Here is a 14,750-nt window from a genome sequence, read left to right as displayed (position 1 = left end):
ACGTTTGATTAATTCTAAATTCGATTGATTACAACCTAAACCAACTAAACTCCTTAACAAACCTCAATGGGACCATCCCAACAGGGCCATTCCGATGCTTGACCAGATTGATTTCTGTCTCCTGCCCAGTAAAATCCCGTTTATAGTACGCCTCCCTGTAAAGAAACATCACGATGTCCGCGTCCTGTTCGATGCTGCCGGAGTCACGGAGGTCGGACATCATCGGGCGTTTGTCCTGGCGTTGTTCAACTGAGCGGGACAGCTGGGACAGGAGGATGATCGGCACTTTGTACTGTTTTGCCATCTGCTTCAATTCCCTGGTGACGGCTCCTATTGCGAGGTCATGGCGTTCGAACTTGCCTTCAACCGGGATCAGCTGCAGGTAATCGATGACAACTAAACAAGGGGCATCTTCGTTTTCCCTTCTCGTCTTCTGGATCCTTGCGCGGATTTCGTCCAGGGTCAGCCTGCCTTGGTCATGAATATGTAAAGGCATATTGTAGCAGGCATCCAGTGCTTGATTCGCCTTCTGGATCTCTTTTACCGAGATAACACGGGACGGATTCTGCCACTTGGATGCATCAATGCAGGTCATCCGGCTGATCAGCCGCTGATAAAGCTGCACCTCGCTCATTTCGAGTGAAAAGAAATCGACAACAGCTCCGGTTGAGGCAGCATTATAGGCCAGATTCAGGACTAAGGCGGTCTTTCCCATTGACGGTCTTCCGGCGACAATGATCAGTTCCCCTGGTTTGAAGCCTCCCGTCAATCCATCAAGGGGTTCATATCCGGAAGGAATGCCACCGAGTGCAGGCTCGGAATACAAGGACTCGAAGATCTCGGCCAACGCTTTGCCTGTTCCCTGACCCTTCTCGATTCTGAGCTCCTGTGTCTCGACATATCTTTGATACATAGCCTCTGCTGTTTCAGCACTGGAATGATTCAGGAAATGGACAGCCGCTTTCCTCGTCTCCCTTAGCTGGTACGATTCCAGCACCACTTCCTGGTAATGATCCAGCCCGCTTACGGAAGGACAGCAAAGGGAGATCTCCGTCAGATACGAAACCCCGCCGACATTTTCAATTTCAGCACCGAGAAGATTGACCACACTGAACGAATTGATTTCCAACCGGTCGCGCTGCAGATCCCTCATCGCTGTAAAAATAACCTGGTGGCGGCTCTGTGAAAAATGTTCCGGTTTCAGGATGATGTCGTTGATGGCGGCGGGCTCCAGGAAAACCGCACCAAGCAGCATGCTTTCGGCTTCAAAAAGCTCCTGCTGAGCAGCCATTTCATCGGTTCCAAACAGGCCTAAATGTCGGTTTGACTCTCTTTGTTCCGTTTGCAAGGCGCTTCTCCCCCTCTGTCTTCCACATTTCCAGTTTGGCCAGGAACTCATTCGTTTCTTTTATCTGGCTGGCAGAAGAGCTTGGCTGCCTTTCCGCACGGTTCCTGATTTTCTTCTGCAGTGCCTTCTCGTAGTATGTAAATGACCTGATGGTGTCGTCACCATTCCGCTTTCGATAATCGGAGTCGATCGTCTCCATCCAGGACAGCAGCGTGTCCAAGTCGACCTCCTCTTCGCAGATTTTTTCAATGGCACACTGTTCCTTTGGCGGGATATAGAATCCTGAGTTTCGCAATTTCAAAAACGTTTCCGTGACTTTCTCGATCTTATTCTGCCTATCCGGTTTGAAAGACGGCTCATTCCTCGCGCGCCCGCTCTCTTCTTCTTTCCCTTCTCTACCTTTCTTACATTCTTCTTTTTGTACCGCATTCGTATCCAGCTCGTCCGCTTGGGATTCCTCTGCCGTTCTACCGTTTTCAGGCAAAGAAAAATCACCTTCACTCCCAAGCAAAGTGAACAACGTGCCCCTGGTTGTTTCCTCCGTAGAGATGTACCCATACTTCTTCAACCGGTCCACACTCGCTTTGATCGTGCTCTTCGACGGGATTCTCAGATTGCCATTGTCCACATACTGCAAATCGTCAGCCAGCCACGAATAGGACCGCAAGTACTGTCCTCTATGCACCTTCACGTCTTCCACATAAATAAAATCTTTCTGCACCGCCCTGCAGCTCAGCAGTAAAAACAGCCTCAAAGTAAGCGGACTTCCCCAAATCGGACCTTCCATCATACTTCGTTCAAACTTGATCCATCCTGTCATTCTAAATTCCTCCCTGGATAATAGTAGTTTCACCTCTTATATAGAGAGTTGTTTGGGAAGCGGACACCCTTTTTTAAAAAAATATTGAACTCTAAGGTCCAGATTGTCACCCTTGCAAAAATAACACCCACCCTATCCCCTCTTTATTTATTGTTGCTTTCGGAAAAATCCCAAGTGCCAGATTTCCCCCCTGTATTCATAGGGCTTTACTCTCGAAATAGAACGGGCTGCTCTTTTCTTTCCTGCTCACCGCTGTTTTTATCGACGATTTTCCAGGATATTAGTTGAAATTTATATTGAATAGCAACAAAGTTTACGCAAAGAGCCTTTAAAATAATGAGAAGTTTGCCTAAACCCCAGGCAGGTATTGAAATATCACTTAATAATTGAAATAATTGGAAGTAAGAGGAGGGAAAACAATGAAAAGAATAAAAATAGTGGAATCAAATAACCGCAGCATTGAGAGAATGCCATACAACTTCAACTTTAAAGACCCAGCATCCAAGGAGAGGGTGGATCTCAGAGAGTATGTTTTATCAAAAGTGCATCTCGACACGTTGGATGAACCTGCAGTATTCTTCAAAACGATGAACTGGGTCCATTCCCAATGGAGCCATGATGGCGGAAATCATGTGCCTGAAGAAACGAGGTCCTTGGAGATATTACATAGAGCAGAAGAAGGAGAAAGATTTCGGTGTGTTGAGTATTCCAAAGTGACGGCTGACATTCTAAATGCTTTTGGATATTCCGCCAGAATGGTTAATATTCTAAGTAGAGATGCTGATTATGGAGGGTTGGGGAAAGCGCATATGGCCGCTGAAGTTTGGTCAAACTCCCTGGAAAAGTGGATATATCTTGACCCTCAATTCAATACCTTTGCCACACTGAATGATGTGCCCCTGAGTTACTTGGAAATTTATCGATCCTTTGATGAAATTGATATCAAGTCGCAAAACCACGCTTCCTCTGCAGCAGAAAACTTTATTGATGCTTATAAGAACTTCATCTCGAACTACTTTGGATATATGGCTGTTTTTCCATATTCAGACTCGTTAAAGACAAGGTTGACCCTTCACCTGGACAATCATGAACAGCAACTCGCCTTCCAGTATTCAGACCTCAACAATGCCACTTACACTCAGGATGAAGATGACCTTTACCATTCAATCAACCGCACTCTCATCTTGATGGAATTCAAGGAAAAGCTCGATCCCAATCAAATTATTAAAGACAATAAAATCACAAGCTTAGAAGATTATGAAGAAAACAAACATTTATTTCTAGCAGAACCTGACTTTCATCTCAGATTCTTTAATAATATGGATCACTTCAGCCATTATGAAGTGCAGTTACATAATGAGACTAAAATTATAAAAGACGAGCTTCTTGATTGGAGATTGGAAGACGGACTCAATGTGATTCTTGTCCTTTCAGTCAATCAGTCAGGAATAAAGGGAGTCACTGCCAGGATGGAGATTCGTTATGCATGAGACATAAGATGGTTCCTGTCCCTCTTTCCCCACTGCAGCAGTAAGGCACTTTTGCTTCTTGGTAAATTGGAACTTTGAGTTTTTGGGGGTTACTGTGCGACTCACAAGCAATTCTTTAAAAAAGAGATGGCATGAAAAAGTAATGAAAAACTTAGGTGAGGGGGTTTTTTACTTTATATGAATCTATCGCTGCTGTGATAAGGTTGTCCACTTTTAATATAGTCTTTTAAAATATTAATAACATCTTCTAATGTTTCTATGGAGGTCTCAGTACGTGGCACCTTGTTACCTATTTCATAATGGTGATGATAGCGGTCTGTTTCAATGTTGTTATAAGGGGGTTCGGTTTTCGCTGTTTATCGAATGCAGTCAAAAACCTTGTTGGAACCCCCATTTTTCCTTTTCTTTGCGATCGTTCCCATCCGTACCTGTATTCTTCCAGATGTTCATTTTCAATTTTTTCATTGATGAAAAGGACTGTTTCTCCATGAACAGGGTGATACTTTAATGGAAGTACGGCTGCTACTCTTTTACTTCCCCTTGCTCTAATTTCAACTATCTCAGGCTTTGTATAGCCGAATAAGTCCGGATGTGATTTGAAGAGTTTTAGGATATGTTAAATACGCTTAGTCAGATTTGTTTTCATTTTTCAGTTCCTCAAGTTCTTCAATTACGTCTTTCCAGTCATAATAGTCATCTGGTTCTTCTAACTCATCTGGATTTCCAACCTTGGCATAGATATCGTAAAAGGATTTGTCCCCATGTTTTTTTTCATATTTTCTATTTTCTTCTTCAAGTTCTTTAATGATGCTTGAAGTGGAGCGATTTCGGACCTGAAAAGCTTGATTTAGGGCTTGTGTTCGAGAAGCCTCTAATGCGTTATGCCAAGTGTAAGTTACATGTGCGGGATATCGGTAATGTGTTTTTGTTTCCGCTACTTCCAGCCCGATTTTTACATATCGGCTTAAGGTTGATTTAGATATCCCTAAGCTTCTGCAAATGCTATCGGAACGGTAAAGGTATCCTTGTTGGTATTCATATTTCAATGAACCTTTTTCCGTGATGAGCAAAAACAAAGAGTCCAGCAAATATTTACTATTGGCCAAATTCTCAACGGGATGATTTTCAGTATCTCTCAACTCAGTTATAAGAGATGAAACATTCATTGTATACTCTTGATGAGAACGGACATTATTTTTAAAAACAGTATCTTCTGTGTGTAATATTTTTCGAACAAATTTGCGATGTTTGATTTCAGTTGCATGAGCCAACATTAGAAAAACAAAGCCAGGGTCTTTATCGTAATCAATATTGTCTACTATTAATGCTGCAGGATTTGTTTTTCCTTCTTCCATAATCATCGGAAACCCTCCCTTCATCTAAATTTTACCATATATCGAAATGATAATTCATTTTCGTTTCAATTATAGGGTGTTTCCATCCATGAGTTCGGGATTTTCTTCTTAATCAAACGTTTGATTAAGAAGAAAATCCGGTGCCTCCTCCCCATTGAAAGTTTTAGGAGAAGGAATTTCTCAGCTGCCCTTCTCATAGACATATAGTAAAAGAAGGGAGCTGGTCTCAATGCTTGCATGGAGTGCTGTTATTGCGGCTGTCGCGTTTTCCATCCTCGTTGTTTATTTGATTTTGACACTACGGAAATTAATGTCCGCACTTGATGAAACGAAAGAGACATTACATGACGCCCGAACTGCAGTGAACGGCATCTCAGATGAAGCAGAAGAATTGATTCATTCAGCCAACCAAATTTCTGCCGATGTAAAAGGCAAAATGAAAGCCGTTGATCCACTGATCGAGTCGGCGCAAGACGTAGGCGAAATGCTCCACAGTGTAACAAGCTCGGTGAAAAGAAAGACAATCGATAAGAGGAAACCGCAAACGATCGAAACACGGGACAGCAAGCCCGTACAGTTCCGGTTGAAGTGAGAACGAGGAAGGTGAACAACAAATAACCCGTAAATCCATTTTAACAACTCGTTCGGTTGAGTGGGAGATAATGCCTATTTGCTGGTGGTTTTGCGGATTAAAATACAAAGACTTTTGCAGGCTGTTTTGAAGTGTAATATGTATGAAAAATTGCACAAAAAAAGGAGCTGCCAACCACCTTGCAGCTCCTCACTTCTATTATGCGTTATTTAATTAAGCCCCAGATCGGTTGAACAACGGGTCTCCCGTTAAACTTTTCATTCTTCAGCAATGAAACCAGGTTTTTTTGCTAATTGAGGTTTATAGAGGGAAAAATTCCCCTTAATCAGCAAATAGTATTGAAAACAGCTTAAATAGAGGGAGAAATTCCTCTTATTTGACTCAAAAAACCTGAAAATACGCAGCTTTGCTTTGTATAAAGGGAAAAACTCCCCTTATTTTCCGCAAAAACCACGTCTACTCTACATCTAACGGTAAAATCTCCCCTTATTTTTCTCCCACTGGGTTATTCCCCTTTCTCTCCCATCTAGTGTATCTGGCAATAACGAATCCCAGACAAATTTGTAACATAAAATGCAGACCAGTTTGCAACACCATATAAATTCTTGCGGTAGTGCAAATTGGCCTGCAAATCAGTATGCAACAATAAGCGAAAAAACTTCAAAACCATTGGTATGCCGATAAAAAAACCGATACAAAATGCTAGGCAAATTGTACCGCAAATTACCTTTCAATTTATTGGTTTCTCCCTCTGAACTGAACGGGTTATCCATTTTAATATGCGGGCTTTTGTCCTTATTCTGGTTGGCCAATCATATTCTGCACGGTTTTTAAGTAAAGTTATACGAAAAATGGCGGGGGTGCTTGTTCAGCTCGCGCACCCTTTCCGTTAAAGAAATCTAATTATCGTTCAATTCTCTTATCTTTGTTAAATTCTTCAATTTCTCCCCACACCAAATAAACAATTCCTGCTATTAGGGAGAGTACGCTAAAGGTACTGAGTGTGCTCCCGACATCGCCTTTCCACATGGCTTCGCTTATATATTTTATCGATATTAATAGTGTTGATATCGCGATAAATGACATCCCCACGCTTCTTCTGCCCATATGTTATCACTCTCCTAAAATGACCTTACCAAAGTTTTAGTTTAATTTGTTCAAGAAAACTAAGACCCTGGTAAGATCATTACAGGCGGTACCCTCTAAAAAAACAGTAGAAATAGCAGCTTGAGTCTGCTTAAAAATGTCCGCTAAAGCAGTCACAAATGACAGCCTGTTATTGCTGACATACTCACTTATCCTATTGTTACTAATCGATAAAGCCCGTCCTTCCTGTCCCCATTCACCCCTTTTTTCGGTTATATCCTTGCTCCCCATATGGTTGTTTCTTTTCCAGCCATTTTTCTTCAAGAGCAGCTAATGCTTCTTTTTCATTAAAATACGGATCATTCTCCCTTTTTAATTTTTCCAGTATCTCAATACTGAAAGCCTCTTTTCCATACTGATTCCATTCTCTTTGCAGTTCTTTGTTAGGGTTATAGGTATTTCCTTCAAGCATGAACTTCAGTCCGTTTATGGTTTTAAGATTTTTCGTGCTTTGAATCAATACTTTGTTGTTCATCGTATTTTTTATCTGAAATACGCCCGCGTCAACGGATGTTTCTTTAAATTGTTGTTTCAATTCTTTTTTTCGATCCATGATTTTCACCTGCTTTTTTTAATTTACTTATTCACCCAATAACGGCTTCCATCAGTCTTACGATTTAAAAAACCGTATTCCACTAAATATCTTCTGATTAACATGTAATCCTCGTAGATATCTTTCAATACCTGATTTAATTCTTGTTCATCATAATGGTGATCGGGCTTTAGATGATTGGTAATTTCCCTAAGGATCATAAGTCTTTGTTTTTCTTTTTGAGGAAATTTAACCAATGTTCCATTAGAAAAATACTTTTTTAACGATTTTTCTTGTTCCTCTTGAGTAATGTTATATCTCTCATCTACCATTGCAGCGGTCTTATGTACAGGTACAAAAGCCGGTGCATATTCATCTTTTTCTTTCAATAATTCCATCATGGTTAAGAAAGTCTTTGCCTGACGTTCCTTTTCTTTAAGAGTAAAACGATGATGACGTATAGTAGAGGCACTCCCGGTACCTAGTTCTTTTTGGATTTCTTTGTCATTTTTCCCTTGATAAAACAGGGATAATAGTTTCTTTTGGTGCTCAGTGAGACCCGTTAGTTTCTTGTCCATGCCAAGCAAATACTCAAATACGGAATCGTGGGAACTTTCAATGTGTATACGCATAAATCTTTCAGCTTCGTAAAGTCTATTTTCATGAGGGTAAACTATTCCTTTTTCTATGGTTTTGCCACATAGTAAACAGGTAAATGACCCGCTAGCTTGAATATAGCCTCGTTTTAATTCGTCCAAAGAGGCATTCCAAAAATCAGTTGATATTTCCATCGTCATAAACACTCCCGATCAATTTCTACCAATAAAACTAAACATATGATGTATTTGTTTGCCATTATATAAACACATTAAAACAAAGTTTACCCAATGTCAATGACGAAATACAAATATATTATTCTATCGTTTGCTCGTCGTTAAACATTTTTATGTTGTGTTTATGCAAGAGACTTTATAAGTCCTGGAACAGGCAGAAAGCAGCCAGCTGCAGGTGGATTCATACACGGCAGTGACAACATTGAGTTTTTATTAATGGCTGTTTTCTAAAAAAATTGTTGCTTTTGGATGCTTTATTATCCGCCTCCCCATTTTTACGTAGAGGATTGGAGCGGAAGGCGTGTGACCTCCTGCGGGATTAGCGGGACAGGTGAGACCCCGCATGCGCAGCGAGGAGGCTCACCGCCCGTCCCGCGGAGTCGTGCGCCTGGAGCGGTACTTTTAAAATAACCACAATCTATGTGAAAACAGCCTTATTACTTAATCAAACGTTTGATTAAGAAGATGCCTTTACGCTAACAAGAGAACGATCCATACTCCATTTCCTTGGTATGTCCACCCGAGCAGTTTATTCCACGTCTGAATTGGAAATAATTCAAACCATACCTTAGATAAAGGAGTGCTTATAAGGATGAAAAAAGGAATACTTCGAATGGTGGGTTTCATGTTGTTATTATTACTTGCAGCTTGCGGTGATAATGATGAAGTAAAAAATCCACCACAAAACACCACTGATGAAAATCAGCAGCAAACAGATGAAAGTAATACAAACACAACGGACGATACAGGTGCAGATACAAACACTGCATATGGTTTCACGAGCTTTGATCTTGACGCAGATTATAATGAGACCAATGATGCGCTGGATGTTGAATATGAAAATGAAAAGAATGACAAAATGGAAGCTTCCTATCTGGATAAGGCACAAGATATACATTTAACTGGCGATGCAGCAATGGACGAGCTTGATGGAATCTTTTCTTCCTTTACCTTTGATGAAAATACATCAGATGAGGAAGTGTTAAGTACTGTTGCCAAAGCATTTAGCATACCTGAGGACGCACAAACTATTGAATTGGAGATCCAATTTGGCAGCGGCACTGAGAAAGAGTACAGGAAGTAGATTCTAACAGGCTTGAACCTCAAGCCTGTTTTTTTGCGTCGTGAATACTAGTACGGAGTTCTTTGTCCCTCCGAAGGCTATCCAGCTGATTTCTCTTTTATCGGACCGTTCACTTGCCCCTCCGTCCCCTGGTCCCTGCATTCTTAGAGAACAATCACTATCAATATGTCTCTAAATATCTTATTATTATTCTGTAGCATTTTTTCTCCATGCCCTTGTCAATATTGTATTGACAACTTTACAATTAGGTTATATATTTATGACAATGATAATCATTATCAAATAAAACGGTTTAAGGAAGGGTTTACATATGAATTCGAAGCGAAAAATCTCATTTGTCTCCACTTTATTGATTGCATTACTTATGCTTTTACTTGCCGGCTGTTCTGGTGAGGGATCCAATTCTGATTCCAATGAAGCATCTGATTCAGATAAGACGGGTTCTGAAGAATCAAGCACTGAGTATCCGATTGTTATTAAACATGCATTCGGTGAAACGACAATCGAAGAAAAACCTGAACGTGTTGCTACTATTGCATGGTCAAACCAGGATGTTGCGCTGGCTCTTGGTGTTGTGCCTGTTGGATTCTCAGCGGCAAACTACGGAGTTCAAGATGAAAGCGGAATGCTGCCTTGGACTGCAGAGAAAATTGAAGAGCTTGGCGAAGAAAACCCAAATGTCTTCCAAGATACAGACGGGTTGGATTTTGAAGCGATTTCTGATTCGAATCCGGATGTCATTCTGGCAGCATACTCCGGCATTACTCAAGAAGAATATGATACATTAAGCCAAATTGCTCCAGTTGTCGCTTATCAAACTAGTCCTTGGGTTGCTTCTTGGAGAGAACAAGTTACTTACAACTCAATGGGAATGGGAATGGAAGAAGAAGGGAAACAACTGATTGCCGAGACCGAACAATTGATTGAAGAAAAAGCCAGTGAACACCCTGAATTCGAAGGTAAGAAAGCTGCATTCGTAAGTGTTGATGCTGCTGATTTATCCAAGTTCTATATCTACTCGGAAACAGATCCTCGCGGAGCTTTCCTTACTGAGTTGGGGTTTGAATATCCTGAAAGCATCTCCAGCCAAATGGATCCTGACAGCTTCTATATAGAAGTAAGCGCGGAGAATTCCGATATGCTGAACGATGCTGATGTATTCGTATCATATGGGAATGAAAATACACTTGAAGCTATGCAGGCTGACCCTATTCTTGGAAAGATTCCAGCGGTAGAGAGAGGTTCTGTTGTGATAATCGAAGAAAACACACCACTTGCAGCGGCAGGAACGCCAAGCACACTTTCAATTAATTATACAATTGACGAGTACGTAGACCTGCTCTCAGAAGCTGTAAGCAAAGTTGAATAATGACTACTTTATCCGGTTCAGAAAATAAGCAGTTACTTTTACCAAAGAACTTCATTAAGGTATTGATCCTTTCTATTATCTTACTCGGTATTTGTATAGTGGCTTCACTTGCCTTCGGGTCCCGTACAGTAGGATGGAATGAGTTGATGAATGGCTTGTTTCATCCTGATGTACAAACCCATGGGGCCAATGTAGTCCGCCAAAGAATCGCCAGAACGATATTCAGTCTGATGTGTGGCGCTGCATTGGGGGTCTCCGGGGCCCTCATGCAATCCGTTACTCGGAATCCTATAGCGGATCCCAGCATATTGGGAGTTAATATAGGAGCAGCATTATTTGTCGTTATTGGAATTTCTTTTTTTAATATCGGTTCTGCTAGTCAATACATTTGGCTAGCATTAATAGGAGCGTTCATAACAGCTATTTTTGTATTCGGAATTGGTTCAATGGGGAGTGGCGGTGCCACGCCCCTTAAACTCGTTTTAGCGGGGGCTGCCACAAGTGCTGCGTTATCCTCTCTTGTCATCGCCATTATGATTCCCCGCTCAAACGTCATGGACCAATTCAGGTTTTGGCAGGTGGGCAGTGTGGGAGCAGGAAACTGGGATTCCATTTCCCTTTTCATTCCTTTTCTCAGTGTTGGAATCCTTATCGCACTATTCACCTCTCCAGCACTAAATGCATTGGCCTTGGGGGATGAAGTTGCCAAAGGCTTTGGCGTGCGCACTGGCACACTCCGGCTTATCGCTTCTTTTGGCGGGGTTTTATTGTGCGGTGTGACAACAGCATTAGCAGGTCCGATCGGCTTCATCGGGCTGTTAGCTCCTCACTGGATACGGCTCATGATTGGTCCCGATTTACGTTTTGTTATTCCGATGTCCGCCCTTACAGGTGCCATTGTTTTAACGGTTGCCGATGTGAGCGGCAGGCTTCTCGGCAGTCCTGGCGAATTGGAAGTTGGCGTCGTAACAGCGTTTATTGGGGCTCCTATTTTGATCTTACTAACTATGAAAGCGAAAATGCGTGCCTTATGATGAATGAATCCATTACTCTAAATACAGTTATGTCAGGCAGAATGAAAAGACGACGACGCTTTATTCTCATTACTTCCCTTCTGGCCATCATCTCCTTGGCCCTTTGCTGTACGATGCTTATGCTGGGAAATACGATTTATCCTCCTCAGGATATCCTCCGTGTTCTTCTGGGTGAGGATGTTAAAGGAGTATCGTTTGCAGTTGGTACGATCCGGCTGCCAAGAATGATTGCCGGGGTTTTTGCTGGTTTTGCTTTCGGAGTTGCCGGAACCGTCTTTCAGACCATGTTACGGAATCCTCTGGCAAATCCCAATGTGATTGGAATTACAGCAGGTTCAAGTGCTGCTGCCGTATTTTGTATCATTGTTCTCCATGCAAGTAATATGATTGTTTCAATCGCCTCTGTTGTGGGCGGACTTGCGGCAGTAGTCATTATTTTTCTACTATCAAAGGGCACTTCTTTTTCAATTGGGCGACTAATATTAGTGGGAATTGGGATTCAAGCGATGCTGGATGCCGTCATTTCCTATCTATTGCTTATTGGGCAGCATCACGATATTCCTACAGCCATGAGGTGGCTGAGCGGCAGCCTGAATGGAGCTAAGATGGAGACTCTCTATCCTCTTATCATTATTGTTCTGATCTGCGCACCTATTATCAGCATCTTCGGGAAACAATTAGAGATGCTGGAACTTGGGGAGCAAGCAGCAACATCACTTGGAATCCATACAGATAAGACGCGACTTATACTTATTATCAGTTCTGTCCTTATGATTGCGTTAGCTACTGCTGCAACAGGGCCCATCGCCTTTGTTGCATTCCTTTCAGGGCCAATCGCCAAAAGATTGGTTGGTGTTGGATTCTCTCCTCTCATCCCAGCAGGTCTTATTGGAATCATCTTGGTATTGGGGGCAGACCTTATCGGACAATTTGCTTTCACTGCCCGATATCCTGTGGGTGTCATCACAGGGATTCTCGGTGCACCGTATCTGATCTACTTGCTCATTCGAATGAACCGAAAGGGGGATTTATAATGAAACCAACACATAACTTTCAATCTGAAGGAATCACCGCCGGCTATGATGACAGGACCATCTTGCATGATGTAAGTATTTCCATACCCAATAATAAAATCAGCGTGATCATCGGAGCCAACGGCTGTGGGAAATCCACACTGCTTAAGACGATGGCCAGGCTTATTAAACCTACTTCCGGAGAGGTGACGCTGGATGGAAAACCGATCAATAAAATCCCCCCAAAACAACTGGCTCGCGTATTGGGCCTCCTGCCGCAGTCACCCATCGTTCCAGAGGGGATAACGGTGGCAGATTTAATTGGACGGGGAAGGTACCCGCATCAATCGTTTTTGAAGGGTTGGACAAAGCAGGATTATGAAGCGGTCGCTGAGGCGATGGAAATTATGAATATCACTGAATATGCCGACAGAAGCATTGATGAACTTTCAGGCGGACAAAGACAGCGTGTATGGATCGCCATGGCCCTGGCGCAGCAAACAGACATATTGTTCCTTGATGAGCCCACAACCTATTTAGATATTACCTATCAGGTCGAAATCTTGGATTTGCTAACAGATCTCAATCGAAAACGCGGAACAACCATTGTAATGGTTCTTCATGATATCAACTTATCAGCACGGTATGCAGACCATATATTCGCTCTACAAAAAGGGCGGCTTGTTGCTGAGGGAGAGCCGTCCAAGGTCATTACAAGTACAATGATAGAAGACATCTTTGGTCTTCATTGCACTGTCGTGTCAGACCCTGTTTCCGGTTCCCCTTCAGTCGTACCGATTGGCCGTTATCATAACCGGGTAAAGGTGTATTCTTAATCAGCTTCAGCAATCATTAAAACAGGTAGTGGAATGCTCCCTCTGAAAAGGGGCTTTTCACTACCTGTTTCTATTAGGGAAAGAGGAACAGGATTCTCTCTCCCCACAGAAGGCATGTCTCCCTCGCTAAAATAAGCAAAGTATGTCATCTCTGCTGAATGCGGTGCCTGGCCCCGGTATGTTCATAAGTTTGTTGACTGGAGGTCTTGCCCTGATTCCTTCCGTTATTAAGGCAGCATTGTTATGGGCAGTATAGGGATAATCTCCCTTGTAACCCTTCCAGGACCTCTTCCGGCATTGCCCTTACCTTGATATCCCCGCCTAGGAAAAGCAGCCAATTCGTTATGTCTTCCAATTCTCCTGAATCCTTAACATTGATAGAGGTCTTTAGAATGGCTGTGGTCTGGTAGGGATTCGTATAGGAAATCGAACATTGTAATGGATGGTATTTTTTGAACTGTGCAATTGCCTTTGGCCCCAGTTCAAGGACAAGGTTGTTTCCTTCATCCTGCTTTGTCCGTTTTTCTGCTATCTTTTTCTCACTTAACCGTTTTTTCACCGGATATAGTTCAACATTGGTGAGATTGTCTACAGGAAAAATCAACGTCTTTTCTTCCTTTACGTCAAAGCCTTCAATCAGCCAGAAGCTTTTTTCACGATAAAGGTGGAGGAGATAAATCGGATAAGACGTTTCCCCCTTCCCTTCTTTAATCGTAATCAATAAATGGCGTTCAACCAGGATGGTTTGGATAAGCTTTTCCAACAGGGGGTGTGGAAGGTCTGAGAGTTCAAGCAGGTCGGGATTATTGGGGTTGGTCCCTTCGAAAAGCAGGATTTGATTTAAAAGAACGAGATCATCTTGCTGGTTTTTTGAAATAAGCCCCAGTAACTTTTCAGCTAATGACTGACGGCTCTCAAGATAAGGGAGCTGTTGATTTCTTGTTGCCATAAAAGCAATAAATAGAGCTTTAATCTCATTATCAGTAAAGCGTATGGTGGGCAGGATAGAATTAGTCATGACAGAATAGCCCCCATCCCTTCCCACTTCAGCGACAAGCGGCATCCCCATGGCTTCAATCTCTTTGATGTCCCTTATAGCTGTCGAACGGGAAACGTTGAATTCCTGCATGATTTCCGAAATAGTAAAGTGGGCTCGGTTGTTGATATATCGCATGATGGTATTGATCCGTTCAACTTTTTTCATCAGGTCCTCCTAAACAGTATCACTTTTTGACATGGTTAAAGACTAGTATAAACTCATCAAGTGAAAAGACAAATCACATGATAAATTTTAAAAA

The 14,750-nt window shown here is 42.2% G+C and carries 14 protein-coding genes; 7 read left to right on the top strand and 7 right to left on the bottom strand.

The features are described 5' to 3' along the window. Nucleotides 1-28: 28 nt before the first annotated feature. Both AC4E8A_RS02770 and AC4E8A_RS02765 read right to left on the bottom strand, forming a co-directional pair. Entirely contained in the window at nt 29-1,348 is a 1,320-nt protein-coding gene (locus tag AC4E8A_RS02770; protein WP_490196671.1) for a replicative DNA helicase, read from the bottom strand. After that, the gene (locus AC4E8A_RS02765; RefSeq protein ID WP_490196669.1) at nt 1,293-2,168 is read right to left on the bottom strand and encodes a DNA helicase; all 876 of its coding nucleotides are present in this window, start codon (nt 2,166-2,168) and stop codon (nt 1,293-1,295) included. Before AC4E8A_RS02765 ends, AC4E8A_RS02770 begins: the two co-directional genes overlap by 56 nt. A gap of 419 nt (nt 2,169-2,587) precedes the next feature. Between AC4E8A_RS02765 and AC4E8A_RS02760 the strand changes: the two genes are divergently transcribed. Next, the gene (locus AC4E8A_RS02760) at nt 2,588-3,658 is read left to right on the top strand and encodes a transglutaminase-like domain-containing protein (protein ID WP_490196667.1); all 1,071 of its coding nucleotides are present in this window, start codon (nt 2,588-2,590) and stop codon (nt 3,656-3,658) included. 626 nt (nt 3,659-4,284) lie between these two features. Here AC4E8A_RS02760 and AC4E8A_RS02755 read toward each other — a convergent pair. After that, complete coding sequence (locus tag AC4E8A_RS02755) at nt 4,285-5,019, bottom strand: hypothetical protein (RefSeq protein WP_490196666.1); 735 nt, start codon at nt 5,017-5,019, stop codon at nt 4,285-4,287. A 223-nt stretch (nt 5,020-5,242) separates the two neighbouring features. Between AC4E8A_RS02755 and AC4E8A_RS02750 the strand changes: the two genes are divergently transcribed. Next, nucleotides 5,243-5,605, top strand: a complete 363-nt coding sequence (locus tag AC4E8A_RS02750) for a DUF948 domain-containing protein (protein ID WP_490196665.1) — start codon at nt 5,243-5,245, stop codon at nt 5,603-5,605. A 903-nt stretch (nt 5,606-6,508) separates the two neighbouring features. Here the strand turns inward: AC4E8A_RS02750 and AC4E8A_RS02745 are convergent. The 3 genes from AC4E8A_RS02745 to AC4E8A_RS02735 form a co-directional block, all read right to left on the bottom strand. Beyond that, entirely contained in the window at nt 6,509-6,712 is a 204-nt protein-coding gene (locus AC4E8A_RS02745; RefSeq protein WP_490196664.1) for a hypothetical protein, read from the bottom strand. 235 nt (nt 6,713-6,947) lie between these two features. Next, complete coding sequence (locus AC4E8A_RS02740) at nt 6,948-7,304, bottom strand: GIY-YIG nuclease family protein (protein WP_490196662.1); 357 nt, start codon at nt 7,302-7,304, stop codon at nt 6,948-6,950. Between the two features lie 23 nt (nt 7,305-7,327). After that, complete coding sequence (locus AC4E8A_RS02735; protein WP_490196661.1) at nt 7,328-8,074, bottom strand: DUF2087 domain-containing protein; 747 nt, start codon at nt 8,072-8,074, stop codon at nt 7,328-7,330. A 634-nt stretch (nt 8,075-8,708) separates the two neighbouring features. On the opposite strand from AC4E8A_RS02735, the gene AC4E8A_RS02730 reads away from it, so the two are divergent. The 5 genes from AC4E8A_RS02730 (at nt 8,709) to AC4E8A_RS02710 (ending at nt 13,452) form a co-directional block, all read left to right on the top strand. Further along, on the top strand, nt 8,709-9,200 hold the full coding sequence (locus tag AC4E8A_RS02730) for a YusW family protein (RefSeq protein WP_490196660.1): 492 nt from the start codon (nt 8,709-8,711) through the stop codon (nt 9,198-9,200). A 310-nt stretch (nt 9,201-9,510) separates the two neighbouring features. Further along, nucleotides 9,511-10,569, top strand: a complete 1,059-nt coding sequence (locus tag AC4E8A_RS02725; protein ID WP_490196659.1) for an iron-siderophore ABC transporter substrate-binding protein — start codon at nt 9,511-9,513, stop codon at nt 10,567-10,569. After that, entirely contained in the window at nt 10,569-11,603 is a 1,035-nt protein-coding gene (locus AC4E8A_RS02720; protein ID WP_490196658.1) for a FecCD family ABC transporter permease, read from the top strand. Before AC4E8A_RS02725 ends, AC4E8A_RS02720 begins: the two co-directional genes overlap by 1 nt. Continuing rightward, entirely contained in the window at nt 11,600-12,637 is a 1,038-nt protein-coding gene (locus tag AC4E8A_RS02715; RefSeq protein ID WP_490196657.1) for a FecCD family ABC transporter permease, read from the top strand. Before AC4E8A_RS02720 ends, AC4E8A_RS02715 begins: the two co-directional genes overlap by 4 nt. Beyond that, nucleotides 12,637-13,452, top strand: a complete 816-nt coding sequence (locus AC4E8A_RS02710; protein ID WP_490196656.1) for an ABC transporter ATP-binding protein — start codon at nt 12,637-12,639, stop codon at nt 13,450-13,452. The genes AC4E8A_RS02715 and AC4E8A_RS02710 overlap by 1 nt, the downstream gene beginning before the upstream one ends. A gap of 241 nt (nt 13,453-13,693) precedes the next feature. Here AC4E8A_RS02710 and AC4E8A_RS02705 read toward each other — a convergent pair whose 3' ends face one another. Continuing rightward, on the bottom strand, nt 13,694-14,656 hold the full coding sequence (locus AC4E8A_RS02705; protein ID WP_490196655.1) for a helix-turn-helix transcriptional regulator: 963 nt from the start codon (nt 14,654-14,656) through the stop codon (nt 13,694-13,696). Nucleotides 14,657-14,750: the final 94 nt, after the last annotated feature.

Source organism: Bacillus sp. SRL337, from assembly GCF_984799155.1.
This window is presented reverse-complemented; position numbering and strand designations above follow the sequence as displayed.

Bases quoted from the DNA above. Each gene is read 5' to 3' on its own strand.
- AC4E8A_RS02765 (WP_490196669.1), bottom strand. From the start codon at position 2,168: ATGACAGGATGGATCAAGTTTGAACGAAGTATGATGGAAGGTCCGATT.
- AC4E8A_RS02760 (WP_490196667.1), top strand. From the start codon at position 2,588: ATGAAAAGAATAAAAATAGTGGAATCAAATAACCGCAGCATTGAGAGA.
- AC4E8A_RS02755 (WP_490196666.1), bottom strand. From the start codon at position 5,019: ATGATTATGGAAGAAGGAAAAACAAATCCTGCAGCATTAATAGTAGAC.
- AC4E8A_RS02750 (WP_490196665.1), top strand. From the start codon at position 5,243: ATGCTTGCATGGAGTGCTGTTATTGCGGCTGTCGCGTTTTCCATCCTC.
- AC4E8A_RS02745 (WP_490196664.1), bottom strand. From the start codon at position 6,712: ATGGGCAGAAGAAGCGTGGGGATGTCATTTATCGCGATATCAACACTA.
- AC4E8A_RS02740 (WP_490196662.1), bottom strand. From the start codon at position 7,304: ATGGATCGAAAAAAAGAATTGAAACAACAATTTAAAGAAACATCCGTT.
- AC4E8A_RS02735 (WP_490196661.1), bottom strand. From the start codon at position 8,074: ATGGAAATATCAACTGATTTTTGGAATGCCTCTTTGGACGAATTAAAA.
- AC4E8A_RS02730 (WP_490196660.1), top strand. From the start codon at position 8,709: ATGAAAAAAGGAATACTTCGAATGGTGGGTTTCATGTTGTTATTATTA.
- AC4E8A_RS02725 (WP_490196659.1), top strand. From the start codon at position 9,511: ATGAATTCGAAGCGAAAAATCTCATTTGTCTCCACTTTATTGATTGCA.
- AC4E8A_RS02720 (WP_490196658.1), top strand. From the start codon at position 10,569: ATGACTACTTTATCCGGTTCAGAAAATAAGCAGTTACTTTTACCAAAG.
- AC4E8A_RS02715 (WP_490196657.1), top strand. From the start codon at position 11,600: ATGATGAATGAATCCATTACTCTAAATACAGTTATGTCAGGCAGAATG.
- AC4E8A_RS02710 (WP_490196656.1), top strand. From the start codon at position 12,637: ATGAAACCAACACATAACTTTCAATCTGAAGGAATCACCGCCGGCTAT.
- AC4E8A_RS02705 (WP_490196655.1), bottom strand. From the start codon at position 14,656: ATGAAAAAAGTTGAACGGATCAATACCATCATGCGATATATCAACAAC.